General features: G+C 64.1%; 16 protein-coding genes. 15 read left to right on the top strand and 1 reads right to left on the bottom strand.

Going from position 1 to position 24088, the window contains the following annotated elements; translation table 11 throughout:
- Window positions 1-275: 275 nt before the first annotated feature.
- The 7 genes from SLW75_RS08340 to SLW75_RS08310 all read left to right on the top strand — a co-directional run bounded on the left by SLW75_RS08340 (window position 276) and on the right by SLW75_RS08310 (window position 8186).
- Window positions 276-1436 carry a transporter substrate-binding protein gene (locus SLW75_RS08340; protein WP_410934144.1) on the top strand — a complete coding sequence of 387 codons (1161 nt, stop codon included), beginning with the start codon at window positions 276-278 and terminating at the stop codon, window positions 1434-1436.
- Window positions 1433-2017 carry an ANTAR domain-containing response regulator gene (locus SLW75_RS08335; RefSeq protein WP_065988865.1) on the top strand — a complete coding sequence of 195 codons (585 nt, stop codon included), beginning with the start codon at window positions 1433-1435 and terminating at the stop codon, window positions 2015-2017. The genes SLW75_RS08340 and SLW75_RS08335 overlap by 4 nt, the downstream gene beginning before the upstream one ends.
- A complete protein-coding gene (locus SLW75_RS08330; protein ID WP_265385353.1) occupies window positions 2014-2862 on the top strand; it encodes an ABC transporter permease in 849 nt (282 codons plus the stop codon). Before SLW75_RS08335 ends, SLW75_RS08330 begins: the two co-directional genes overlap by 4 nt.
- Window positions 2862-3788 (top strand): ABC transporter permease, encoded by a 927-nt coding sequence (locus tag SLW75_RS08325; protein WP_065988863.1) that lies wholly within the window; start codon window positions 2862-2864, stop codon window positions 3786-3788. Before SLW75_RS08330 ends, SLW75_RS08325 begins: the two co-directional genes overlap by 1 nt.
- Window positions 3789-3814: 26 nt before the next feature.
- Complete coding sequence (locus SLW75_RS08320) at window positions 3815-5422, top strand: ABC transporter substrate-binding protein (protein WP_410934143.1); 1608 nt, start codon at window positions 3815-3817, stop codon at window positions 5420-5422.
- Between the two features lie 77 nt (window positions 5423-5499).
- Window positions 5500-6447 carry an acetamidase/formamidase family protein gene (locus tag SLW75_RS08315; protein ID WP_410934142.1) on the top strand — a complete coding sequence of 316 codons (948 nt, stop codon included), beginning with the start codon at window positions 5500-5502 and terminating at the stop codon, window positions 6445-6447.
- Complete coding sequence (locus SLW75_RS08310) at window positions 6444-8186, top strand: ABC transporter ATP-binding protein (RefSeq protein ID WP_410934141.1); 1743 nt, start codon at window positions 6444-6446, stop codon at window positions 8184-8186. Before SLW75_RS08315 ends, SLW75_RS08310 begins: the two co-directional genes overlap by 4 nt.
- A 16-nt stretch (window positions 8187-8202) precedes the next feature.
- Here the strand turns inward: SLW75_RS08310 and SLW75_RS08305 are convergent, their stop codons facing one another.
- Window positions 8203-8754, bottom strand: a complete 552-nt coding sequence (locus tag SLW75_RS08305; RefSeq protein WP_410934140.1) for a cytochrome b — start codon at window positions 8752-8754, stop codon at window positions 8203-8205.
- A 189-nt stretch (window positions 8755-8943) separates the two neighbouring features.
- On the opposite strand from SLW75_RS08305, the gene SLW75_RS08300 reads away from it, so the two are divergent.
- The 8 genes from SLW75_RS08300 to SLW75_RS08265 all read left to right on the top strand — a co-directional run bounded on the left by SLW75_RS08300 (window position 8944) and on the right by SLW75_RS08265 (window position 24076).
- A complete protein-coding gene (locus SLW75_RS08300) occupies window positions 8944-9666 on the top strand; it encodes a thermostable hemolysin (RefSeq protein WP_410934139.1) in 723 nt (240 codons plus the stop codon).
- Window positions 9656-11137 (top strand): AMP-binding protein, encoded by a 1482-nt coding sequence (locus SLW75_RS08295; RefSeq protein WP_410934138.1) that lies wholly within the window; start codon window positions 9656-9658, stop codon window positions 11135-11137. Before SLW75_RS08300 ends, SLW75_RS08295 begins: the two co-directional genes overlap by 11 nt.
- Window positions 11134-11823, top strand: a complete 690-nt coding sequence (locus SLW75_RS08290) for a TenA family transcriptional regulator (RefSeq protein ID WP_410934137.1) — start codon at window positions 11134-11136, stop codon at window positions 11821-11823. The genes SLW75_RS08295 and SLW75_RS08290 overlap by 4 nt, the downstream gene beginning before the upstream one ends.
- The gene (locus tag SLW75_RS08285) at window positions 11810-12619 is read left to right on the top strand and encodes an SDR family oxidoreductase (protein ID WP_369319613.1); all 810 of its coding nucleotides are present in this window, start codon (window positions 11810-11812) and stop codon (window positions 12617-12619) included. The genes SLW75_RS08290 and SLW75_RS08285 overlap by 14 nt, the downstream gene beginning before the upstream one ends.
- The gene (locus tag SLW75_RS08280) at window positions 12616-13257 is read left to right on the top strand and encodes a tetratricopeptide repeat protein (protein ID WP_410934136.1); all 642 of its coding nucleotides are present in this window, start codon (window positions 12616-12618) and stop codon (window positions 13255-13257) included. The genes SLW75_RS08285 and SLW75_RS08280 overlap by 4 nt, the downstream gene beginning before the upstream one ends.
- A 10-nt stretch (window positions 13258-13267) precedes the next feature.
- A complete protein-coding gene (locus SLW75_RS08275) occupies window positions 13268-13930 on the top strand; it encodes a response regulator (protein WP_410934135.1) in 663 nt (220 codons plus the stop codon).
- Window positions 13927-15303 (top strand): ATP-binding protein, encoded by a 1377-nt coding sequence (locus SLW75_RS08270; RefSeq protein ID WP_065988853.1) that lies wholly within the window; start codon window positions 13927-13929, stop codon window positions 15301-15303. Before SLW75_RS08275 ends, SLW75_RS08270 begins: the two co-directional genes overlap by 4 nt.
- A 127-nt stretch (window positions 15304-15430) precedes the next feature.
- The gene (locus SLW75_RS08265; protein WP_410934134.1) at window positions 15431-24076 is read left to right on the top strand and encodes a GH36-type glycosyl hydrolase domain-containing protein; all 8646 of its coding nucleotides are present in this window, start codon (window positions 15431-15433) and stop codon (window positions 24074-24076) included.
- Window positions 24077-24088 lie beyond the last annotated feature (12 nt).

The following is a 24088-nucleotide window of genomic DNA, read 5'->3' as shown; positions in this document are numbered from 1 at the left end:
GCCTGGACGCTGAGTTGGGCTATAACCCTGCGCCCTGCTTTGAAGCGCTTCATGACCGAGCGCCCCACTGCGGAGCCATGCCGTGCAGACCAACGCCAGCGAAGGCCGTCAACCCGGTGGATTTTCACTTGGCACGCTTATTTCATGCTCAACGCAAACGGCAAGCCGGACCCCGGTCCTTAAGTCTCGTCCACATACGCGCCTCGAATGCGCCAGGTATCGAAGCCTGATCGACCCCCACCGGGTTGATCGGGCTTTTTTTATGGATGCTGTTCATGCCGAACCTTTTGACTCCCGACCTGCGCCCCACCGTTCACGTTGGCTTTCTGCTCTCGACCGAAGGCACCTACCGGCGCATGGGCCGCAGTGCCTTGCTCGGGTTGCAGGACGCGCTTGCCGAAGTCAACGCCGACGCCCGCCCCAGCGTGCGACTGGAGGCGATCTGCATCGACCCCCAAGGCGACCCGGCGGGCTACCGCCGCGGCATCGCGCAGTTGCTGAGTGCGGGGGTCCGGCACATTTTCGGCACCACGCTGTCGGCGAGCCGCAAGGAAATCATCCCGGACCTAGACCAGCACGGCGCGCTGCTCTGGTATTCGAGCCCCTACGAAGGTTACGAAAGCAGCGAAAACGTCTTGTACCTCGGCGGATGCCCTAACCAGACGCTGCTGCCGCTGCTGCGCTACGCCTTGAGCCAGTTTGGACGGCGGGCATTTTTGCTGGGCTCGAACTACGTCTGGGGCTGGGAAAGCAACCGCATTGCCCGGGAAGTGCTGGAAGCCAACGGGGCCGACGTGCTCGGGGAAAAGTACTGGCACTTGGGCTCGACCGGCTTCGACACGCTGATCGACGGGCTGATTCAGGACCCGCCGGCGTTCGTGCTGAACAATCTGGTGGGTGAGTCGTCCTACGCTTTTCTGCAGCAACTGGACCAGGCATCCGAGCACCATGGCCTGCGCCTGCCGGTGCTCAGCTGCAACCTGACCGAAGCGGAACTCAAGGCGGTCGGCCCGATGCGGGCGCTGCGCCTGCTGTCGTGCGGGCCGTTTTTCGAAACCCTGAATCCGGCGTTTTGCGAGGGGCAGCAGCGTCATGGTCCGCGCACCTGTTCGCATTACTACACCAGCGCCTACACGGCGCTGAGGGTGTTCGCCGACGCCTTGCACGCCAGCGAAGATGCATCGCCCAAAGCGATTTGCGAGCACCTTTACGGGCACCCGGTCGCCAGCGTGCTGGGCACCGTCAGCCTGTCGGCGCGCAATCATCACAGCGCGCTGGCCAGTCATATCGCTGAACTGCGCGATGGGCGCTTTCATGTGGTGCAGTCGGCGCCTCATGCGATCGCCGCCGACCCCTATCTCACTGTTACGGATGTACACGCCGACGTGGTCGACCGACACGCCATCCCGGCGCCGCGCTTGAGGATCGTCAAATGAACACACGCGCCTTTCCTGCTTTCGACCAGGGCCACTTGCTGCTGATCGACTGCGATGAACGCAGTCAGGGCAATCTGGGCAAAAGCCTGCAACGCCTGGGGATTCACTCGCAGGTGCTCGAGCACGACGCGCCCTGTGACACCCGGGGCTGTTTCGCGGCGATCCTTGAGATCGAACATTTCGCCAGCCCACTCGCCGTTCAGGCCCTGAACGCGGCCAGCATTCCCATCGTCGCGCTGACGGCTCACGAAACCCTGTCGCAGATCCAGCGGGCACTGCAGCTCGGCGCGACGGCGTTGCTGAACAAGCCCATCAGCCAGGGCTCGGTCTACACCACGTTGATGATGGCGGTGGGATTGCGCGACCGTCAGCGCGCCGATGCCGAACAACTCAACGAGCTGCAACAGCGCCTGGCGCTGCGTCCGCTCATGGCCCAGGCCCTGGCGCGCTTGATGGTGACCCAGCGCATCAACGAGGCGACGGCGTACGAGCGCTTGCGCAGTCTGTCGATGCAGCTCAACCGGCCGATCGAAGCACTGTGTGTGGAACTGCTCGCGGCGCGGGACGAGGACCGCGCATGAACACCCTCAAAGCCCTGCTGCGTCGGCCGGCCGTGGCGGTTTCGCTGTTGTTTATCGTCACCGTGGTGCTGCTCGCGGCGCTGGCCCCGTGGCTAAGCCCCTTCGACCCGGACGAGCAATTCGTCGAGGGGCTGACGATGGAAGGCGCACCGATGGCCCCGGCCACGCCGTACTGGATGGGCACCGACCTGCTCGGCCGTGACCTGCTGTCGCGGTTGATCTTCGGGGCGCGCACCTCGCTGTTCATCGGCGTGCTGGCCAACGGGCTGGCGGTGCTGATCGGCACACTGGTGGGCCTGACCGCAGGGTTCGTGCGCGGCTGGCTCGGCAGCGTGTTGATGCGCCTGACCGACTTGATGATGGCCTTCCCTGCGCTGCTGCTGGCGATTGCCCTGTCGGCGATTTTCCAGCCCAGCGTGTGGATCGTGGCCATGGTCATCGCGATGGTCAACTGGGTGCAGATCGCCCGGGTCATCTACGCCGAAACCGTGGCGCTCAGTGCGCGGGACTTCGTTGCCGTGGAGCGCACCCTCGGCGCCAGTTCCCTGCGCATTCTGTTCTCGCACCTGTTGCCCCATCTGCTGCCAACCATTCTGGTGTGGGCGACGCTGGGGATTTCCACCACCGTTTTGCTGGAAGCCACCTTGTCGTATCTGGGCGTGGGCGTGCAGCCACCGACGCCGAGCTGGGGCAACATCATTTTCGAGAGCCAGACGTACTTCACCTCGGCCCCGTGGCTGGTGTTCATTCCCGGCGCCGCGATCATCCTGCTGTCCCTGGCGTTCAACCTGGTCGGCGACGCCCTGCGCGACGAACTCGACCCCACACTCAAGGGGCGTCGCTGATGCTGCCGTTTATCTGCCGCCGGGTCGGCTACGCGCTGCTGATTCTGCTGGGCGTGACCTTCATCACCTACCTGCTGCTGTTCCTGCTGCCCGCCGACCCTGCGCGACAGATCGCCGGGCGCAGCGCGACCCCTGAGGTCGTCGCGGCGATTCGGGCGCAACTGGGCCTGGACCTGCCCTTCTATCAGCAATACCTGAGTTATCTCGGCAACCTGCTCCACGGCGACCTTGGCCGCTCGTACATCCAGCGCACCGCTGTCAGCGAACTGATCGGCGCGCGACTGCGCCCGTCTCTGGAACTCATGGCAGCCGGGATCGGTTTCGAGCTGTTGATCGGCATCAGCCTGGGCATGCTCGCGGCGCTCAAGCGCGACAGCTTCGCCGACAAGCTGCTCATGGCGTTTTCCTTTGTTGGTGTGTCGGCCCCGCAGTTCATCGCCGCCATGCTGTTTCTGTACTTCTTCGCCGTGCAACTGGGCTGGTTCCCGCTGGGGGGCTATGGCGGCGCCAGCCATTTGATGTTGCCGGCGCTGACACTCGGGCTGCTCGGCAGTGGCTGGTATTCACGCATGGTCCGCTCTTCGATGATCGAAGTGCTGCATCAGGACTTCATCCGCACCGCACGGGCCAAGGGCCTGAGCCGGGCGCGGATCGTGTTCGTGCACGTGCTGCCCAACGCGATCGTGCCGGTGATCCCGATGATTGGCATCGACATCGGCGTGTTCATGGGCGGGCTGGTGGTGGTCGAGTCGGTGTTCGGCTGGCCGGGCATCGGTCAGCTCGCCTGGCAGTCGATCCAGCAAGTCGACATTCCGGTCATCGTCGGCGTCACCACGCTGTCGGCGGTGGCCATCGTGCTGGGCAACCTGCTGGCGGATCTGGTGATCCCGCTGGTGGACCCGCGCATCGACATCAAGCAGCACTGAATCCATCAACACAACGGGGCACAACAATGAAGATCAACGCGCTGACCCTGGCCGTGGCGGCCACGCTGTTTACCACGCCACTGTGGGCCGACACGCCGAAAAGCGGCGGCGATGTGGTGGTCACCTACCAGAACGATGTGGCGACCCTGGACCCGGCCATCGGCTACGACTGGCAGAACTGGTCGATGATCAAAAGCCTGTTCGGCCGCCTGATGGACTACAAGCCCGGCACCACCGAACTGGTGAAAAGCCTGGCCGAGGACTACAGCATTTCCCCGGACGGGCTGGTGTACAGCTTCACCCTGGTCAAGGGCGTGAAATTCCAGAACGGCCGTGATCTGGTCGCCAATGACGTGAAGTACTCCCTGGAGCGCACCGTCAACCCGAAAACCCAGAGCCCGGGCGCCGGTTTCTTCAGCTCCATTGTCGGTTACGACGACGTGACCGGCGGCAAAAGCACGACCCTCAGCGGCATCAAGGTGGTCGACGACCAGCACCTGACCATCACGCTGAGCGCACCGAACGCCACCTTCCTGCACATCATGGCGATCAACTTCGCCTCGGTGGTGCCCAAAGAAGCGGTCGAGCAATGGGGCGCCGACTTCGGCAAGCACCCGGTGGGCAGCGGCGCGTTCAGCCTGGCCGAGTGGAAACTGGGGCAGAAACTGGAACTGGTGAAGAACCCTAATTACTTCCAGAAGGGCCTGCCCTATGTCGACAAGATCACCTTCGAGATCGGCCAGGATCCGACGGTCGCGCTGCTGCGCCTGAACAAGGGCGAAGTGGACATTGCCGGCGACGGCGTGCCGCCCGCGCAATTCCTGCAGTTCAAGAACGACCCGGCGTCCAGGCAGTTGCTGGTCACCGGCAACCAGTTGCAGACCGGCTACGTGACGCTGAAAACGACACTGCCGCCGTTCGATAACCTCAAGGTGCGCCAGGCCGTCAATATGGCCATCAGCAAGGAACGCATCGTGCGCATCATCAATGGTCGTGCGGTGGCGGCGAACCAACCGTTGCCGCCGGCGATGCCCGGTTACGACACCCAATACAAGGGCCTGCCCTACGACGTCGAAGGCGCGAAAAAACTGCTGGCCGACGCCGGTCTGGCCAAAGGTTTCGACACCGAGCTGTACGTGATGAACACCGACCCGCAACCGCGCATCGCCCAGTCGATCCAGCAAGACCTGGCCAAGGTCGGCATCCGCGTGCAGATCAAGTCCCTGGCCCAGGCCAACGTGATTGCCGCCGGCAGCTCCAAGGATCAGGCGCCGATGGTGTGGTCAGGCGGCATGGCCTGGATCGCCGACTTCCCGGATCCGTCGAACTTCTACGGCCCGATTCTCGGTTGCACCGGCGCGGTCGAAGGCGGCTGGAACTGGTCGTTGTACTGCAACAAGGCGCTGGATGAACGCGCCGCCAAAGCCGATGCCATGGCCCGTCCGGAACAACAGGCCGAACGCACCGAGGCGTGGAAGAAGATCTTCACCGACGCCATGGCCGACGCGCCTTGGGTGCCGATCTTCAACGAGCAACGCTTCACCGTGCGCTCCAAGCGCATGGGCGGCGACGACGCGCTGTACGTCGATCCGGTCCACGTGCCGGTCAACTATGACTCCATCTGGGTGAAGTGATTTCCCTTGGCCTGTCCCCAGTAATCCCGCTGGAACAGGCCATTGCGCCTGACCCCTTAGCCACGAGGACCGCACCCATGTGCCAGAACTGCCTGGTCAAGACCATTCACAGCGTCAACAGCCACTTTGGCTGGGACCACAGCTTTACCCCGGTCGAGCGCGTCGCGCCCGGCACCACCTTGCAAATGAACTGCCGGGATTCGTCCAACGGCTATTTCACCGCGCAGTCCCAGGCCGCGGACGTCAGCGTCATGCCCTTCGACCAGATCAACCCGGTCACCGGTCCGATCTACGTCGAGGGTGCCGAGCCTGGCGACATCCTGAAAATCACCCTGGACAGCTTCAAGCCCGGTGGCTTCGGCTGGACCGCCAACATCCCCGGCTTCGGCCTCCTTGCCGATCAGTTTCAGGCGCCGGCGTTGGCGCTCTGGCACTACGACACGCAGACCCTCGCCCCCGCCGCCTTCGGTGATTTCGCCAAGGTGCCGCTCAAGCCGTTCGCCGGGACCGTGGGCGTGGCGCCGGCCGAAGCCGGGCTGCATTCCATCGTGCCACCGCGTCGGGTCGGCGGCAATCTGGACATCCGCGACCTGGCGGCAGGGAGCATCTTGTACCTCCCGGTGGAAGTCGCCGGCGCGTTGTTTTCCATCGGTGATACCCACGCGGCCCAAGGCGATGGCGAGGTCTGCGGCACCGCCATCGAGAGCGCCATGGACGTGGTGGTCACGCTCGACCTGATCAAGCAAACGCCCTTGGCCACGCCGCGTTTCAGCACGCCGGGACCGGTGACCAGCCACCTGGACAGCGCCGGCTACGAAGCCTTCACCGGCATCGGCCCGGACCTGATGCAGGCCGCCCGCCAGGCCGTGGCCAACACCATCGACTGGTTGTGCCGCGAGCACCGCATGCCGGCGGAACAGGCGTACATGCTGTGCTCGGTGTGCGGCGATCTGCGCATCAGCGAAATCGTCGACCTGCCGAACTGGGTGGTGTCGTTCTACTTTCCGAAAGTGGTGTTCCAGTGAAGCCAGACGATCAGCCGAGTCTGTCGGTGGAGCGGCTGAGCATCGACGTCGGCGGCGGCGCGTCACGGCGTCGGGTGGTCGATGAGTTGAGTTTCGCCCTGTACCCGCGCCGCACTCTGTGTATCGCCGGTGAATCGGGCAGTGGCAAATCGCTGTCGTCCCTGGCGATCATGGGCCTGCTGCCCAAGGCGGCCAGCGTTCCCGGTGGCGCGATCCTGTTCGACAACCGCGACCTGCTGAGCCTGCCGGAACGGGACCTGCAAAGCCTGCGTGGCAAGCGCATCGGCATGATTTTTCAGGAGCCGATGACGTCGTTGAACCCGCTGCTGACCGTCGGCCAGCAACTGGCGGAAACCCTGCGCCGGCATGAGGCGTTGAGTCGCAGTGAGATTCACCAGCGCTGCCGGGCCATGCTTGACGCCGTGCGCATGCCCCAGGTCGACAAGCGCCTGACCCAGTACCCCCATGAGTTATCCGGCGGCATGCGCCAGCGGGTGATGATCGCCATGGCGATGCTCTGCCAACCGGAAATCCTTATCGCCGACGAGCCGACTACCGCACTGGATGTGACCATTCAGGCGCAGATTCTTGAGCTGATGCGCGAGTTGCAGCAGCAGTTCGCGACCAGCCTTCTACTCATTACCCACGACATGGGCGTGGTCGCCGAGATGGCCGATGAAGTGGTGGTGATGAATCAGGGCCGCATGGAAGAGCACGGCTCCCTGCATCAGGTTTTCACCGACGCGCAAGCGCCCTACACGCGTAAATTGCTGGCCGCCGTGCCGGTGCTGGGCAGTGCGCCGCCGCCTGATGTCATGACGGAACAGCCGGTAGTGCTCGCGGTTCAGGACCTCAGCGTGCGCTTCCCCTTGCGCCACGGCTGGTTCGAAGCGCCGCGCACGGTGCATGCCGTCGAGGGCGTGAGTTTCGAGCTGCGTCAGGGGGAAACCCTGGGGCTGGTGGGCGAAAGCGGCTGCGGCAAGTCCACCACCGGCAAGGCCTTGATGAACATGCTCAGCTATCAGGGCAGCGTGAAACTGCTGGGGCAGGAACTCAACGGTTTGCAGGGTGACGCATTGCAGCGGGTGCGCCGCGACGTGCAGATGGTGTTTCAGGACCCGTACGCTGCGCTCAATCCGCGCAAGACCGTCTTCGATCTGGTGGGCGAGCCGCTGCTGATTCACGACAAGATGCCCGAACCCCGGCGGCGCGAGCGTGTGGCGCAATTGCTGCAGCAGGTCGATCTGCCACGGGACGCCCTTCAACGCTATCCCCATCAGTTTTCCGGTGGCCAACGCCAGCGCATCTGCATCGCCCGGGCACTGGCGCTGAACCCCAAAGTCATCATCGCGGATGAATCGGTGTCGGCGCTGGACGTGTCGGTTCAGGCGCAAGTGCTGGCGCTGCTGGAACGGCTGCGCGCCGAGCATGGGCTGAGCTACCTGTTCATCTCCCACGACATGGCCGTGGTCGAACGCATCTGCCACCGCGTGGCGGTGATGTACGGCGGCCGTATCGTCGAAATCGGCGCCCGCGATCAAGTGCTGCACAATCCGCAGCATCCCTATACCCGCCGCCTGCTCGCCGCAGTGCCGGTGCCCGAAGTGGGCCGGCGCCGGGATTTCAAGAGCCTGCTCAAAGAGCTGGAACGGCCTGACCCGATCAAGGCAGCGGATTTTGTCGCGCCGGTGCAGCGGTTTTCGGCGGTGGCGGCGGATCACTGGGTCGCGGTGGAGTGATAAAAGCGGTGACCGCTTAACGCTTTTCAGCCGACCACGGCAGCATGCGGCCCAGGGTGTTGTCGCGGACAACATAATGATGAAAGAGCCCCGCCACCGCGTGTACCCCGATCAACCAATAGCCCAGATTGCCGGCCCATTCGTGCCAGCCTTTGATTTGTCTGGCCAGATCAGGGTCGATGGCCAGGGGTGACGGGAGGAAGAAGCCGAAGTACGGCATCGGCTTGCCCCCCGCCGACAGCATCAGCCAGGCCAGCGCCGGTGTCGCGATCATCAGCGCGTAGAGCAGCCCATGAACGAGGTGGCCCATCCCGAGCTGCCAGGTACGAGGGGCCGGCGTGATGGGCGGCGCCTTGTACATCAGTCTGCCGAGCAGACGCAGCCAGACCAGTGCAAATATCGACAGGCCGAACATGCCGTGCATGCCTAGCAACAGCGAACGCAGCGTGCTGCCCCGGGGCGCGAAGCCCTTCAGCTCGATACATGCGTAAACGCCGACGAACAGCGCCAGCATCAGCCAGTGCAGGGACATCGACAATCTGGCGTACCGGTGTGGGGTTGAAATCATAGAGAGCGCTCGCTGAGTGGGAGGATGTTGCTGAATTGCCTCGCACCTTGGGGCCGCTGTCTTAAGGCAGTCTGAAGACATCGCGCAGATCGCCAGGAAAACCGGGCGAGGCAAATTTCTCACCTTCAGACTTCGTTAAGAATCGACCCCGATACTCCACCCCATCACCACTGGGGAGGAGCCACATCCATGCAGGGTCTGGACTGGAATAACCGATTACCACCGAACTCAATGCCGTCCGCTGCGCTGCCTCTGGATTTCCTGCCTATGGGATTCGGCACTGCGCAATCACCGGCCCTCTCGCTCAATCGTGCGCTGCCTCAGGAGCCACTGCGCGACGCCTACGAGACGTTCATCCAGCAGCGCTTCCGCCAGGCGCACAACGCCGAGATCCGTAGCTTCATGCCGGAGTTGTTCGGACTCCACGACAACACCGGCACGGTCTGCGCCGTGGCCGGCGTGCGTGTCGCCACCTCCGGCGCACTGTTCCTGGAGAACTATCTGGATCAGCCTGTCGAGCAGATGATCGAAGCCCGTGCCGGCCGGCCGGTGGACCGTCAGGGCATCGTCGAAGTGGGCAACCTCGCCGCCAGCAACCTGGGCAGCGCGCGGCTTAGCATCATCGCCGTGACCTGGCTGCTCGCCATGAGCGGCCTGGAATGGGTGGCGTTCACCGGCAACGCCGGACTGGTGAACAGCTTCAATCGCCTCGGCCTGCGCCCCCTCACGCTGTGCCTCGCCGACCCTCTGCGCTTGGGTGAAGACCGGCACGCCTGGGGCAATTACTACGACTCTCAACCCAGCGTGCACGTCGGCGACATTCGCTCCGGGTTCCTGCACTTGAGCAGCAGCGGCGTGTTTGAACGCTTCGGATTGCCCCTGGCCCTGGAGGACTGCTGCCATGTCGCCTGAACTGACCGGCTTCCGCCAGCGCATCGCTGATCTGGCGCTCGGGCAGCCCGATGCGTGTGCGCTGTGGGGCGACGACCTGAAACTGAGTTATGCCGAGCTGAACGCCGAAATCAATCTGCGCCAGGAGAGGCTCAAGGACCTGGACGCAAGGGTCGTGGCCCTCGCCCTGGAGAATGGCCCGGACCTGTTGATCTGGGACTTGGCGATTCTGTTCGCAGGACTGGCCTGTGTGACGCTGCCGCCGTTCTTCAGCGCAGCCCAGCGCCGTCATTGCCTGGAGCAGAGCCAGGCTGACGTGGTCATTGCTGACGACGAGTACGCCAGTGAACTCGCCTCCTCGGCATTCCGTCATGAGGAGGGGTTCTGGCTGCGCACGAACCGTCAGCCGTCGCCCCTGCCCGAGGGCACGGCAAAGCTCACGTTTACCTCTGGCACGACCGGCACCCCCAAAGGCGTCTGCCTGGACGCCACCAGCGTGCTGACGGTGGCCATGGAGGTGCAGCGCGCCAGCGAGTCTCGCCAGCCCGCCCACCACCTTTCACTCTTGCCTCTGGCCATTCTGCTGGAAAACGTGGGCTGCTATGCCGCGCTCTACGCCGGGGCGATGCTGAGCCTGCCAAGCCAGCGAACCCTGGGCATTCAAGGGGCCAGCGGCGTGGAATTGCCGCGTCTGCTGTCTACTTTGGCGGTGCGCCAGCCCCACAGCATGATCCTCGTCCCGCAGCTGTTGTTGCTGCTGGTCAGCGCTTGCGAAATGCGCGCGTTCAACCCGGCAGCGCTGCGTTTCATCGCGGTGGGCGGCGCCAAAGTCACCCACGAACTGTTGCTGCGCGCCGAAGCCCTTGGCATTCCAGTGTACGAAGGCTACGGCCTGTCGGAGTGCGCGTCGGTCGTGGCCCTCAACCGCCCGGACGCCCACCATCCCGGCAGCGTTGGCAGACCCCTGCCCCATGTGCAGATACGCCTGGCCGAAGACGGTGAGGTCCTGATTCGCGGGTCGCGGATGCTGGGCTACCTCGGCGAGGCAGAACCCACACCGGAGTGGTGGCCGAGCGGTGATCTTGGTGAGTTTGACGCCAACGGTTACCTCTACCTTCACGGCCGCAAGAAGCATCAGTTCGTGACCAGCTACGGTCGCAACGTCAACCCTGAGTGGGTCGAGGCGGAGCTGACCCAACGCGGTCGGATCGCCCAGGCGTTTGTCTACGGCGAAGCCCTGTCACGCAATCATGCGTTGGTGTGGCCGCTGCGCCCCGACACCACCGACCTGCAGATCAAACAGGCTGTCGAGCAGGCCAACCAGGCACTGCCGGACTACGCACGCGTCCACAGCTGGACCCGTCTCGATCAGCCCTTCACCGCCGCCAATGGCATGGTCACCGCCAACGGCCGACCCCGACGCGACGCCATTCTGGCGAACTACCGACATCTTTTCACCGAGCCCACGCGAGCAAAGGATCTTCAATCATGAGTTTTTTCCAAACGCTGCAAGACGCCACCCGCACCGAGCGCGAGACCCTGTTCAACCTGCCCGTCATTCATCAGGCGCTGCACGGTGAAGTCTCGCTGGAGAGCTATCGCGCTTTCCTGACCCAGGCCTACTACCACGTGCGGCATACCGTGCCATTGATGATGGCCTGTGGCGCGCGGCTGCCTTCCCGGCTGGAATGGCTGCGGGGCGCGGTGTGCGAGTACATCGAGGACGAATACGGCCACGAGCAGTGGATCCTCAACGACCTGCGCGCCTGCGGTGGCGATGCCGATGCCGTGCGCGAGGGTACGCCCGGTCTGCCCATTGAGCTCATGGTCGCCTACCTCTACGACCTCATCGCCCGGGGCAACCCGGTGGGACTGTTCGGCATGGTCAACGTGCTGGAAGGCACCAGCATCGCCCTGGCGACCCATGCCGCCGGCAGCATTCAGCAGCGCCTGGCACTGCCGGCCACTGCATTCAGCTACCTGAGTTCCCATGGCAGCCTCGATATCGGCCACATGGAGACCTATCGCACGCTGATGGACCGCCTTGAGGATCCGGAGGATCAGGCGGCCGTGATCAAGGCCTCGAAAGTGGTCTACGGCCTGTACACCGACATGTTTCGTCATTTACCCCTCGCCCATGCCGAGCCGTTGAAGGAGCGCGACCATGCGGCTGTCTGAAGCGCGCGTGGTGCTGACCGGCGCCAGTGGCGGCATCGGCATGGCCATTGCTCAGGCGCTGTGCAGCCATGGCGCCGAAGTGCTCGCCGTTTGCCGCCATCAGGAGCCGCTGTTGCCGTTGCAACAGCAGTACCCGCATCTGTTGCACTGGGTGAAGGCCGATCTGACCACCGCCGAAGGTCGTCAGCACGTGCTGATGACGGCGCAAGCGATGAGCGGGGTCAACCTGCTGATCAACGCCGCCGGCGTCAATCATTTCGCCATGCTGGAGCAGTTGCCCGGGCACGAGATCGATTCGATGCTCGACATCAACCTGAACGCGCCGATTCAGCTCACCAGCCTGCTGTTGCCGCTGCTGCGCCAGGCCAGCCGCGCCATGGTGGTGAACGTCGGCTCAACCTATGGCTCGATCGGCTATGCCGGTTACGCCACGTATTGCGCGAGCAAGTTTGCGCTGCGGGGGTTTTCCGAAGCGCTGCGCCGTGAGCTGGCGGATACGCGGGTGGGCGTGCTGTACGTCGCGCCCCGCGCTACCCGCACAACGATGAACAGTCCCGCAGCGCGCGCCCTCAACTCCGCCCTGAAAACCGCCGAGGACGATCCGCAGACAGTCGCCGCCGCGGTTGTTCGCGCCATTGTCGGCAATCAGCGCGAGCTTTACATGGGCTGGCCTGAACAGTTCTTCGTACGCCTCAACAGTCTGCTGCCTGCCGTGGTGGACCGCGGGCTGCGCAAACACCTGCCCCTCATTCGCCGCTTCAGCAGCGCCACTCACGAAAAGAGCACCAAGCCATGAAACGTCTACTCGTCGTACTGCTCGCCACCCTCGCCCTACCGGTATGGGCACTGGATGCACCGGACAAGCAACGCCTGACCGGGATTCAGCAGGCGTGGGCACGGATTCAATACCAGTTGCCGGAAGACCAGCGCGTCGCGGCATTTGAACAGTTGGCCGCCACGTCCGCCGCTTTCACCCAGCAGCGTCCCGCCGTCGCCGAGGCCTGGATATGGTCGGGCATTGTCACCAGCAGTTGGGCCGGTGCCCAGGGCGGACTGGGTGCCCTGAGCAAAGTCAAAACGGCCAAAGCCGACCTCGAGAAAGCCATGACGCTGGACCCCAATGCCTTGCAAGGCTCCGCCTACGCCAGCCTGGCTGCGCTGTACGATCGAGTGCCCGGGTGGCCCATCGGGTTCGGCGACCCGGATAAGGCCCAAGCACTCCTGGAGCAGGCGCTCAAGCTCAATCCCGACGGCATCGATCCGCTGTACTTCTGGGGCGATCATCTCTACCGCCAGGGTCACTATGCCCAGGCGAAGGACGCGCTGGAAAAAGCCTTGCTCGCCGCGCCCCGGCCCGGTCGCGAAGTGGCGGACAGTGGACGCCGTAAAGATATCCAGCTATTGCTGGTGGACGTAAACAAGAAACTGAAATGACGGAGCATTCATGCGTTTGCTGCTGGTTGAAGACGATGTCGCCCTCGGCGAGGGCATTCATCAGGCGTTGAGTCGCGAAGGCTACACGGTGGACTGGGCGAAAGATGGCGCCAGCGCCCTCCATGCCTTGTTGAGCGAGGTCTTCGATCTGGCCATTCTCGATCTCGGATTGCCCAGGCTGGACGGCCTGGCGGTGCTGCGGCGCCTGCGTGAAAGTGGCTCGGCTTTGCCGGTGCTGATCCTGACGGCACGGGACGCCACCGAAGACCGCATTGCCGGCCTCGACGCGGGGGCCGACGATTACCTGATAAAGCCCTTCGACCTGTCCGAACTCAAGGCTCGCCTGCGGGCGCTGTTGCGGCGCAGTGCCGGGCGCGCGCGGGTCACGATCGAGCACGCGGGCATCCGCCTGGACCCGACCACCCAGCAAGTCAGTTACAAGGATGATCCCGTCGCCCTCACCCCCAAGGAATACCAGCTGTTGTACGAACTGCTCTCGCCACCGGGCCGGGTGATGACCCGCGAACGCTTGATGCAGTTGCTGTACGGCTGGAACGAAGAAGCAGAGAGCAACACCCTCGAAGTGCACATCCATCACCTGCGCAAGAAGTTTTCCAGCGAGCTGATCCGCACCGTACGCGGCGTCGGCTACCTGGTGGAGGATCGCCCGTGACGTCGATCCGCCGCCGCACGCTGACCCTGATCCTTGGACTGGTGCTGATCGGCCTGCTGATCCTGACCCTGGTCAACCTCCATGACAGCAACCACGAAATCGCCGAAGTCTACGATGCCCAGCTCGCCACCAACGCCCGGTTGCTGCAGGGCGTGATGCGCATGCCCCTGGCGCGGCAGGAGCATGCGCAGTTGTACCAGGCGTTCAATCAGGCCCTGGCTCAGGCCGAACCGCGAGTCGACGGCCACCCCTACGAGAGCAAAATCGCCTTTCAGGTCTGGGACCTTCAAGGCCGGTTGCTGGTGCACACCCCCAGCGCACCGACCCTGACCCATGCGCCTCAATACACCGGCTTCAGCGACATCAATGATCTGGGCAAACATGAATGGCGCACCTTCGTGCTCAGGGATGAGCAGCATGACCTGGTGATCTGGGTTGGCGAGCGCGACGACGTGCGCTCGGACCTGGTCAACCGCATCGTCCGCCACACGGTGATCCCCAATCTGATCGGCAGCCTGCTGCTGATGGGCGCGATCTGGCTGGCCATTGGCTGGGGCCTCAAGCCGCTGGCCGATCTGGCCGCCACCCTGCGCGGTCGTCATCCGGGCTCTCTCGAACCCTTGCAACTGGCGCCCCTGCCCAGCGAGCTGGAACCCATGCAAGCGGCCCTGAACCGATTGCTCGGACAGATTCAGGAGGTGCTGAGCCGTGAACGACGCTTCATCGCCGACGCCGCCCATGAAATGCGCACGCCGCTGGCGGTGCTGCGGGTGCATGCACAGAACGTCCTCGAAGCGCGCGACGACGCGCAGCGCAATGAGTCCCTGAGCTACCTGATCGTGGGCGTTGATCGGACGACACGCCTGGTCAATCAGCTGCTGACCATCGCACGACTGGAGCCCGGCGCGGGGCCCGTGCCGACGCGCAGCGCTGACGTGGTCGCTGCCGTGCGCGACAGCCTGGTGCAGATGACGCCGTGGGTATTGAGCCGAGGGCTGGAGCTGGTGTTCGAATGCGCTGAGCCGTCCCGTGAGGTGACGACCGATTTCGCTGCCATCGACATCGCGCTGCAAAACCTGTTGACCAATGCCGTCAATTTCTCGCCTGCAGGGGGTCAGGTGAGTGTGACCCTGGGCTTCGGCGATGGCGCTTTCCGGCTCAGCGTTGCCGACGAGGGGCCTGGCATCGACGAAGCCGAGCGGGAGCGCCTGTTCGAACGCTTTTACAGCCGCGGCAATGATCAGGGCGTCGGCCTGGGCCTGACCATCGTGCAAACCATTGCGCGGCGCCTGGGCGGGGAAATCATCATGGAGAACCGCGCCGGGAAAGGCTTGCGCGCGACGCTATGTGCGCCAGCGAACAGACAGCCTTGAGAAAGCGTACTCACACTGTCGTGGTCTGAACGCATCGTTCACCAGGGCACATCAGTGCCGGCGCTCCGCTGCGCACACCGCCCAAAACGCTGCGTCCGCCGGAGTGCAAGTCATTTCAGGGAAACTAATGACGAGCACATGGACACGCACCAAACAGGCGATCTCACGGGTCAGGCTGGCGGGTCGCGCCGGGGCTCACCCGAAGCTGGGGTTCGCCTACGAGCGACTGCTGCGCGCCGAACTCTTCAACGCCGACCAGATGGCCAGCCACGGCATAGACCTGGCCACTCAGCATCAGCTCGGTGCAGTGACCACGCGGGACTTCCTGCTGGGCAGGCTGGATGACAACGAGGCATTGCTCAAGGAAAGCTGCAGCGCGTTGACTGAGGCCCAGGCCTCCGACCGCCGGATCACCCCCGCCGCCGAGTGGCTGCTCGATAATTTTTTCCTGATTGAAGATCACATCCGCACAGCCAGATCGCACCTGCCCCAGGGTTACAGCCGTGAGTTGCCGCGCCTGAGCAATGGGCCCTCCAGCGGTTTGCCGAGGGTGTACGACATTGCCCTGGAGACCATTTCCCACGGTGATGGCCGCTTTGACGAACTGAGCCTTACGCGCTTCGTGGTGTCGTACCAGACGGTCATGCCGTTGGCGCTGGGCGAGTTGTGGGCTATCCCGATCATGCTGCGCCTGGCGTTGATCGAGAACCTGCGGCGGGTGGCCTCCCGGGTCATGGCCAACTGGGACGATCGCAATCTGGCGGATGACTGGGCCGAGCGGCTCATCGAGGTGTCCGAGCACGACGTGAAAAGCGTGGTGCTGACTGTCGCTGACATGGCCCATTCGTCCCCGCCCACGACCGCTGCTTTCGTTGCCGAGTTCGCCCGTCGGTTGCAGGGTCAGAGCGCTGCCCTGGCGCTGCCGCTCAACTGGATCGAGCAGTTGCTCGCCGAGACCGGTTCGAGCATCGAGCGGCAGGTGCAATTCGATGCGCAGCAGCAGTCGGCGGATCAGATGTCCATCAGCAACAGCATCGCCAGCCTGCGCCTGCTCTCAGCGACCCCCTGGCGCGAGTTCGTCGAAGGGATGAGCCATGTCGAGCAGACCCTTCAACAGGACCCGGCCGAGGTCTATCCGCGCATGGACTTCGCCACCCGCGACAGCTATCGCCACGTCATCGAACGGCTGGCCAGGCGCAGTGGACGCACTGAAATATCCGTCGCGCAGACCGTTGTGGCGCTCTCCCGAGAACACCGGGACGCGTCAGCCGGAGACGATCTCGCCCGCCATATCGGGTATTTCCTGGTCGGGCCCGGCATCGGGGTGCTCGAGCAAAAGCTGGACGCCCGTGTGCCCTTTCACGAACGCTGGAAACGCCTGCTGCAAAGCTCACCGCTGACGTTTTATCTGGCACCTGCCGGTGCCCTGACCATTATTTTTGCGCTGCCGCTGCTGTCTTCGGCACACCGGGACGGGCTGCCCGATCTCGCGCTCATCGCACTGGCAGTGCCCTGCCTGGTCATGACCAGTCGCCTGGCCTTCAGCCTCATCAACTGGCTGGTCACCTTCAGCCTGCTGCCCGCCATGCTGCCGAAGATGGATTACGCCAACGGGATTCCCGATGAAGCGCGCACGCTGGTCGCCATTCCGACGCTGATCGGTTCGCGCGCGGACGTCGACGACCTGGTAGAGGGCCTGGAAGTCAGGTTCCTCGCCAATCGCGACAGCAATCTTTTCTTCGCGCTGCTGACCGACTTTCTCGATGCGCCGGCCGAAGTGCAGGCAGCGGATGCAGACCTGCTCGACTATGCCTCGGCGGCGATCAACCGACTCAACGGCAAATACGAGGACGAACTGCCCGCGCGGTTTTTCCTGTTTCACCGCCCGCGCCGCTGGAACGCCAGTGAACGCGCCTGGATGGGCCACGAGCGCAAACGCGGCAAGCTGACTGACCTCAACGCCTGGCTGCGGGGTGCGGACGACAACCGTTTTACCACCATCGTAGGCGACACCTCTGCCCTTGGCGCGGTGCGTTATGTGCTGACCCTTGATACCGACACGCTCCTGCCGGGAGAGGTTGCCCGCCAGTGCGTGGCCGCCATGATGCACCCGCTGAACCGCCCGGTGTTCGACGCGCGACGTGAGCGTGTCATTTCCGGCTACGCGCTGTTGCAACCCCAGGTCGGCATCAGCCTGACCAGCACCCCCCGCTCGATCTATTCGCGCCTGTTTGGCAGTGGCGGCGGCGTCGATCCCTACACCCGGGCGGTCTCGGACATTTACCAGGACCTGTTCAAACAAGGCTCGTTCATCGGCAAGGGCATCTACGATGTCGACGCGTTCACCTGTGCGCTGGAGGGCTGTCTGCCGGACAACCAGGTCCTCAGTCACGATTTGATCGAGGGGTGCTACGCCCGGTCAGGCCTGCTCAGCGATGTGCAGTTGTACGAGCAATACCCGTCTCGCTACAGCGTGGACGTCAAGCGACGCCATCGCTGGATTCGCGGCGACTGGCAGCTGATCCCCTGGATTCTGCCCTGGACCCTGAATACCCGCGGCCAATGGGCACGCAACCGTCTCGATGTCATGGCCCGCTGGAAGATTCTCGACAACCTGCGCCGCAGCCTTGAGCCGGCGGCAGTGTTGCTGATGCTGGCCTGGGGCTGGTTCGCCAGCAGTGAACCGCTGGCCTGGACCTTGGCGGTGGTCGGCTTGCTGGTCATGCAACCGTTGCTCAGGACCCTGACCGACGGGTTGCAACCGCCGTTGAACGTGCCTTACCGGCAATACCTCGCCGCGCTGTGCAGGAGTCTGGGGCAGGACCTCGCCCAGATCGCTGCCACCGTCGCATGGTTGCCGTTCGAGATGTATTACAGCGTGGGCGCCATTGCCCGTTCGCTCTGGCGCATCCTGTTCAGCCGTCGCCTGTTATTGCAGTGGCAACCCTCCCGGGAAGTGGAGCGCAACACGCAGAACCCGCTGCCGGGGCTCTACCGCGAAATGTGGGCAGGCCCTGCCCTCGCCCTCTGCGGGTTGGCCGGTTTGATGAATGACCCGCTGGCTCTGCTGATTGCCATGCCGTTCCTGCTCGCCTGGGCTGCCGGCCCCTGGATCGCCTGGCGCCTGAGCGCGATGCCGGAAAATGCCGTGTTCGAGCCCTCGGTGGACGCACTGCGCTTCCTGCAGGTGCTCTCGCGGCGGACGTGGGCGTTCTTCGATGACTTCGTCGGGCCCCAGGATAACTGGCTGCCCCCTGACAATGTTCAGGAGGAGCCGAAATCGGTGATCGCCCACCGGACCTCGCCGACCAACATGGGCATGGCGCTGCTCGCGCATCTGGCCGCCCACGACTTTGGTTACCTCAGCACCGACCGACTGCTGCAGCGTTTGTCCGCATCGCTGGACACCATGGACAGCCTGGAGCGGTACCAACGACATTTCTACAACTGGTATGACACGCAGACACTCAAGCCCCTGCGCCCTCAGTACATCTCCACCGTTGACAGCGGCAACCTGGCCGGGCACCTGCTGACCCTGCGCGCCGGCTTGATTCAGCTGCCCGACGCTGCGGTGTTCGATGCTGCCATGCTCAAGGGTCTGCGCATCACGCTGGACACGCTGCTTGAAACGACGGACACCGCTGGCACGTTGACCGCGCTCTATCCCCTGCTCGACGAGCCCGCCGGAACCAATGACACCCGTGCGCTGTTGACGGCGTTACAGACCGTCCGTGCCCGGGTTGCAGCCATGGCAGCCGGTGGCGGCGAAGACAGCGTGTATTGGCAAAACGCCTTGCTCGCGCAGTGTGATGACTGGCTCGCGGCCCTCGAACGTTATCGACTGCCGCCGCCTTTGGCCGGCCGCCAACCCCGTCGCCGCACACTGCGGGCGCTGTCCCGGCTGGATGAAGCTGACTGGGCTGCGGAGGATCACCCGCGCATAGCAGCAGTGCGCAGAATGGCCCTCGACGCTATCGTCCGGATCGATCGCCTGATTCTGCTGACGGGCGATCTGGCGCAGATGGACTTCTCCCTGCTCTATGACAACAAGCGCGACTTGTTCGTGATCGGCTACAACGCCGACGAGCGTCGCCTGGACACCGGTTATTACGACTTGCTGGCGTCAGAAGTGCGCCTGACCAACTTCGTGGTGATCGCCCAGGGGCAGATTCCGCAGCGGGCGTGGTTCACCCTCGGGCGACTGCTCGGCGACTCCGCCGGCGTACCGACCTTGATGTCCTGGTCCGGCTCGATGTTCGAATACCTGATGCCCATGCTGGTCATGCCCAACTACGACGGCAGTCTGCTTGACCAGACCTGCCGGGCGGCGGTGGCCGTGCAAATCGAACATGGCAAACGCCTGGGCATCCCGTGGGGGGTGTCGGAATCAGGATACTACACGCTGGATGCGCACTTTAATTATCAGTACCGGGCGTTCGGCGTTCAGGCCCTCGGCCTCAAGCGCGGCCTGGGCGACGACGTGGTTGTCGCGCCTTACGCCAGCGTCCTGGCCTTGATGGTGGACGCCGACGCGGCCTGCAAAAACCTGCAGCGCCTGGCACGCAAAGGCGCCTCCGGACGCTACGGACTTTACGAAGCTGTCGATTACACCGAAGCGCGTCTGCCGCGGGGCCAGCGTTACGCCTGGGTGCAGTCCTTCATGGCGCATCATCAGGGGATGAGCCTGCTGGCCTTGACCAGCGTGCTGCTCAACCAGCCGATGCAACGGCGGTTTGAGTCGGACCCGGCCCTGCAATCGGCCCTGCTGCTGTTGCAAGAGCGGGTGCCGAAAGTGGCCGCGCCTTACCTGCAAACCGCCCAGCAGCCCGCCGCCAGTGATACCGGCGCCGGGCAGGAGAACGACCTGAGGGTGTTTGCCAACCCGGGGCATAAGCGCCCGGCGGTGCAATTGCTCTCCAACGGCCGGTACCACGTCATGCTCAGCAGCGCCGGCGGCGGGTACAGCCGCCTCGACAACATGGCCGCCACCCGCTGGCATGAAGATGCGACCCGGGACAACTGGGGCATGTTCTGTTACCTGAGAGACGTTGCCACAGGCGCCGTCTGGTCCAGCGCCTTTCAGCCGACCTTGCACCGGGCCGAGAGCCACGAGGCTATTTTCAGCGATGCCCGCGCCGAGTTTCGCACCCGGGAACTGGGTTTCGACACCCACATGGAAATCGTCGTCTCCCCTGAAGACAACATCGAACTGCGGCGCCTGCACGTGACCAACCGCGGGGAGTCTACGAAGACGCTGGAGATCACCACCTACGCGGAAGTGGTGCTGGCGTCACCGGAAACGGACGCCATGCACCCGGCGTTCAGCAAGTTATTCGTGCAGACCGAATTGCTGCTGCCGCTGCAAGCCATCGTCTGCAGCCGTCGCCCGCGGGCCAGCGATGAACACACGCCGTGGATGTGCCACCTGCTGGCGGCCCATGGCGTTGATATCCAGGCCATCTCCTACGAGACCGACCGCGCCCGCTTCATTGGCCGAGGCCGCAGCACCCAGTCGCCGGCCGCGCTGGACCCGGACTGCGAGCAACTGTCAGGCAGCGCCGGCCCGGTTCTGGACCCGATTGTCGCCATCCGTTGCCGGATTACCCTGCAGCCCGGGCAGCAAGGCACCATCGATCTGGTCACGGGCGTGGCCGACAGCCGCGAAGACTGCCTCTCGCTGATCAACAAATACCGGGACCGACACCTGGCGGACCGGGTCTTCGATTTGTCATGGACCCACAGCCAGGTGCTGCTGCGTCAGCTCAACGTTTCCCCTGCCGACGCCCGTTTGTTTGAACAGATGGCCTCTTCCCTGATTTACGCCAACGCAGGCTTGCGCGCCGACAGCACCGTGCTGACGGCCAACCTGCGCAATCAGCAGGGCCTGTGGGGGCAGTCGATTTCAGGCGACCTTCCCATCGTGCTGTTGCAGGTCAGAAGCCTTGAGAACATCGAGCTGGTCCAGAAGATGATTCAGGCCCACGCCTACTGGCGTCAGAAAGGCCTGCTGACGGACCTCCTCATCTGGAACGAAGATCAGGTGGGTTATCGCCAGCAACTGCAGGACGCGATCATGGGACTGGTCACTTCCGGCAGCGAAGCCACGCTGGTGGATCGGCCGGGCGGCATATTCGTGCGCATGGCGCAGCAGATGTCCAACGAAGACCGCACGCTGATCCTGTCCGCCGCGCGGCTGGTGTTTTCCGAAGGCCTGGGCACCCTGGCCGAACAGGTTCACCGCCGCCGCGTCGTGCGGGTGCACGCGCCGTTTGTCGCTACCGTGGTTCATGTGCCAGCGCCATTAAAGGCCCTTGCGCCGTTGCCCGTTTCGCTGCCGCTGAGCAACGCTTACGGTGCGTTCAGCCAGGACGGCGACGAGTACATCATCAACGCCCCGGCCTCCCATCCCACGCCAGCTCCTTGGGCCAACGTGATTGCCAATGCCCAGATGGGCACGGTGGTCTCGGAGTCCGGCAGTGCTTACACCTGGGCTGAAAATGCCCACGAATACCGTTTGACTCCCTGGCACAACGACCCGGTGAGCGACCCCGTCGGCGAGGTCATTTACCTGCGCGATGAAGACACCGGCCACTTCTGGTCGGCCACCCCGCAACCCGCTTCGGGCACTGGCGCTTACCGAACCCGCCACGGCTTTGGTTACACCGTGTTCGAGCACGAGGAAGACGGCATCCACAGCGAGCTCTGGGTTTACGTGGCGCTGGATGCACCGATCAAGTTCTCCAGGCTGGTGCTGCGCAATGTCTCGGGGCGTGAGCGCAACCTGACGGTGACCGGCTATGTGGAGTGGGTGCTGGGCGATCTGCGCAGCAAATCAGCCATGCACGTGGTCACCCATTCGGATCCTGCCAGCGGCGCACTGTTTGCGCGCAACGCCTGGTCGGTGGAATTCAGCGAGCGCGTGGCGTTTTTCGACACCGACACCGTCGATCACAGTGTCACGGCGGACCGTACCGAATTCATCGGACGTTGCGGCAGCCTGCGGTCGCCCGCCGCGATGCGGCACAAGGGGCTGTCGGGAAAAACCGGTGGCGGTCTGGACCCGTGCGCTGCGATACAAGTGACATTGGCGCTCGCACACGGGCAAGGCACCGAAGTCATTTTGCGCCTGGGTGCGGAGAAAAATCCCCAGGCCGCCACCCAGTTGGCGCAACGCTACAAAGGCGTGCAGGTGGCGGCGGAGCAGTTGCAGAAAGTCAAAGACCACTGGCGTTCGGTGCTTTCGGTGGTTCAGGTGAAGACCCCGGTACCGGCCCTGGATGTGATGCTCAACGGCTGGTTGATGTACCAGGTGATCGCCTGCCGGTTTCTCGCCCGCAGCGGTTATTACCAGTCGGGTGGCGCCATCGGCTTTCGCGATCAGTTGCAAGACAGCATGGCGATGATTCATGCCGATCCGGCGGCTGCGCGGACGCATCTGTTGCTGTGCGCCAATCATCAATACGCCGAGGGCGATGTTCAGCACTGGTGGCACCCTCCCCTCAATCGAGGCGTGCGCACGGCCTGCTCCGACGATTTCCTGTGGCTCGTCGCCGCCACCAGCCGCTACGTCGAGGTCACCGGTGATCTGTCCGTGCTGGACGAACCCGCCGGCTACCTCGAAGGGCGCGCGCTGGGGCCGGGGGAAGAATCCTATTACGACCTGCCCGGTCTCTCTCCCTTGCAGGAGCCGCTGTATCGGCACTGTGTCCGCGCCATCGAGCACAGCCTGAGCCGTGGCGAACACGGTCTGCCGCTGATGGGCAGTGGCGACTGGAACGACGGCATGAACCGCGTGGGCTATCTCGGCCGGGGTGAAAGCGTCTGGCTGGGCTTCTTCGGATGCCATGTGCTTGAGCGCTTTGCGCGGGTCGCCGAACGCCACGGCGACAGCGAATTCGCTGCACGCTGCGGTGAACAGGCGAAACAGCTGCGCGACAACCTGGAAGCGTCTGCCTGGGATGGCGCGTGGTATCGCCGCGGCTGGTTTGACGACGGGCAACCTCTTGGCTCATCACTCAACGATGAGTGTCGGCTGGACTCTATCGCCCAGAGTTGGTCGGTGTTGTCCGGCGCCGGATCACCCGCCCGGCAGCAACGGGCGATGCAAGCGGTGGATCAGTACCTGGTCAAGCCGGACATCCGCGCGGTCCTGCTGCTCGATCCGCCGTTCGACAAAGGTCTGCAAGACCCGGGCTACATCAAGGGATATGTGCCGGGCGTGCGCGAAAACGGTGGGCAGTACACCCATGCGGCTGTCTGGGCGGCGATGGCGTTCGCGCACTTGGGCGACACGGCCAAGGCCTGGCAATTGCTGCACATGATCAACCCGGCCGACCCCCTCAACAGCGCCAGGATCGACACGTATAAAGTCGAACCCTATGTGATGGCGGCCGATGTCTACGGCACTGCACCCCATGCGGGGCGCGGCGGCTGGACCTGGTACACCGGCTCCGCTGGCTGGATGTACCGGTTGGGCGTCGAGTCACTGCTGGGGCTTCAGCGCAGCGGCAACCTGCTGCAGCTGAACCCGTTGATGCCGGAAGACTGGCCGGGGTTCAACCTGAGTTACCGCTTTGCAGGGACGCAGTACCACTTCGAGGTGGTCCGTGGCGAGACGGCCGGCAGCTCGATGACGCTGGATGCCACGCCGGTGGACGGAATGACACTGACGCTGGTGGACGATGGCGTGGAGCGCTGGGTTCGCATCCAGTGCGGCGGTTCGCAGCCGACAGCCCCCAAGCCGGTGGATTACGCGAAAGCGGCCGATGATTGACCTCCAGCGCCG

The organism is Pseudomonas sp. W5-01 (genome assembly GCF_046540435.1).
Lineage (GTDB): Bacteria > Pseudomonadota > Gammaproteobacteria > Pseudomonadales > Pseudomonadaceae > Aquipseudomonas > Aquipseudomonas graminis_B.
The sequence above is the reverse complement of the archived record's forward strand: the minus strand, read 5'-3'. Positions and strand labels throughout refer to the sequence as shown.

Bases quoted from the DNA above. Each gene is read 5' to 3' on its own strand.
- SLW75_RS08305 (WP_410934140.1), bottom strand. From the start codon at position 8,754: ATGATTTCAACCCCACACCGGTACGCCAGATTGTCGATGTCCCTGCAC.
- SLW75_RS08295 (WP_410934138.1), top strand. From the start codon at position 9,656: ATGTCGCCTGAACTGACCGGCTTCCGCCAGCGCATCGCTGATCTGGCG.
- SLW75_RS08275 (WP_410934135.1), top strand. From the start codon at position 13,268: ATGCGTTTGCTGCTGGTTGAAGACGATGTCGCCCTCGGCGAGGGCATT.
- SLW75_RS08335 (WP_065988865.1), top strand. From the start codon at position 1,433: ATGAACACACGCGCCTTTCCTGCTTTCGACCAGGGCCACTTGCTGCTG.
- SLW75_RS08340 (WP_410934144.1), top strand. From the start codon at position 276: ATGCCGAACCTTTTGACTCCCGACCTGCGCCCCACCGTTCACGTTGGC.
- SLW75_RS08320 (WP_410934143.1), top strand. From the start codon at position 3,815: ATGAAGATCAACGCGCTGACCCTGGCCGTGGCGGCCACGCTGTTTACC.
- SLW75_RS08325 (WP_065988863.1), top strand. From the start codon at position 2,862: ATGCTGCCGTTTATCTGCCGCCGGGTCGGCTACGCGCTGCTGATTCTG.
- SLW75_RS08330 (WP_265385353.1), top strand. From the start codon at position 2,014: ATGAACACCCTCAAAGCCCTGCTGCGTCGGCCGGCCGTGGCGGTTTCG.
- SLW75_RS08285 (WP_369319613.1), top strand. From the start codon at position 11,810: ATGCGGCTGTCTGAAGCGCGCGTGGTGCTGACCGGCGCCAGTGGCGGC.
- SLW75_RS08290 (WP_410934137.1), top strand. From the start codon at position 11,134: ATGAGTTTTTTCCAAACGCTGCAAGACGCCACCCGCACCGAGCGCGAG.
- SLW75_RS08315 (WP_410934142.1), top strand. From the start codon at position 5,500: ATGTGCCAGAACTGCCTGGTCAAGACCATTCACAGCGTCAACAGCCAC.
- SLW75_RS08300 (WP_410934139.1), top strand. From the start codon at position 8,944: ATGCAGGGTCTGGACTGGAATAACCGATTACCACCGAACTCAATGCCG.
- SLW75_RS08280 (WP_410934136.1), top strand. From the start codon at position 12,616: ATGAAACGTCTACTCGTCGTACTGCTCGCCACCCTCGCCCTACCGGTA.
- SLW75_RS08265 (WP_410934134.1), top strand. From the start codon at position 15,431: ATGACGAGCACATGGACACGCACCAAACAGGCGATCTCACGGGTCAGG.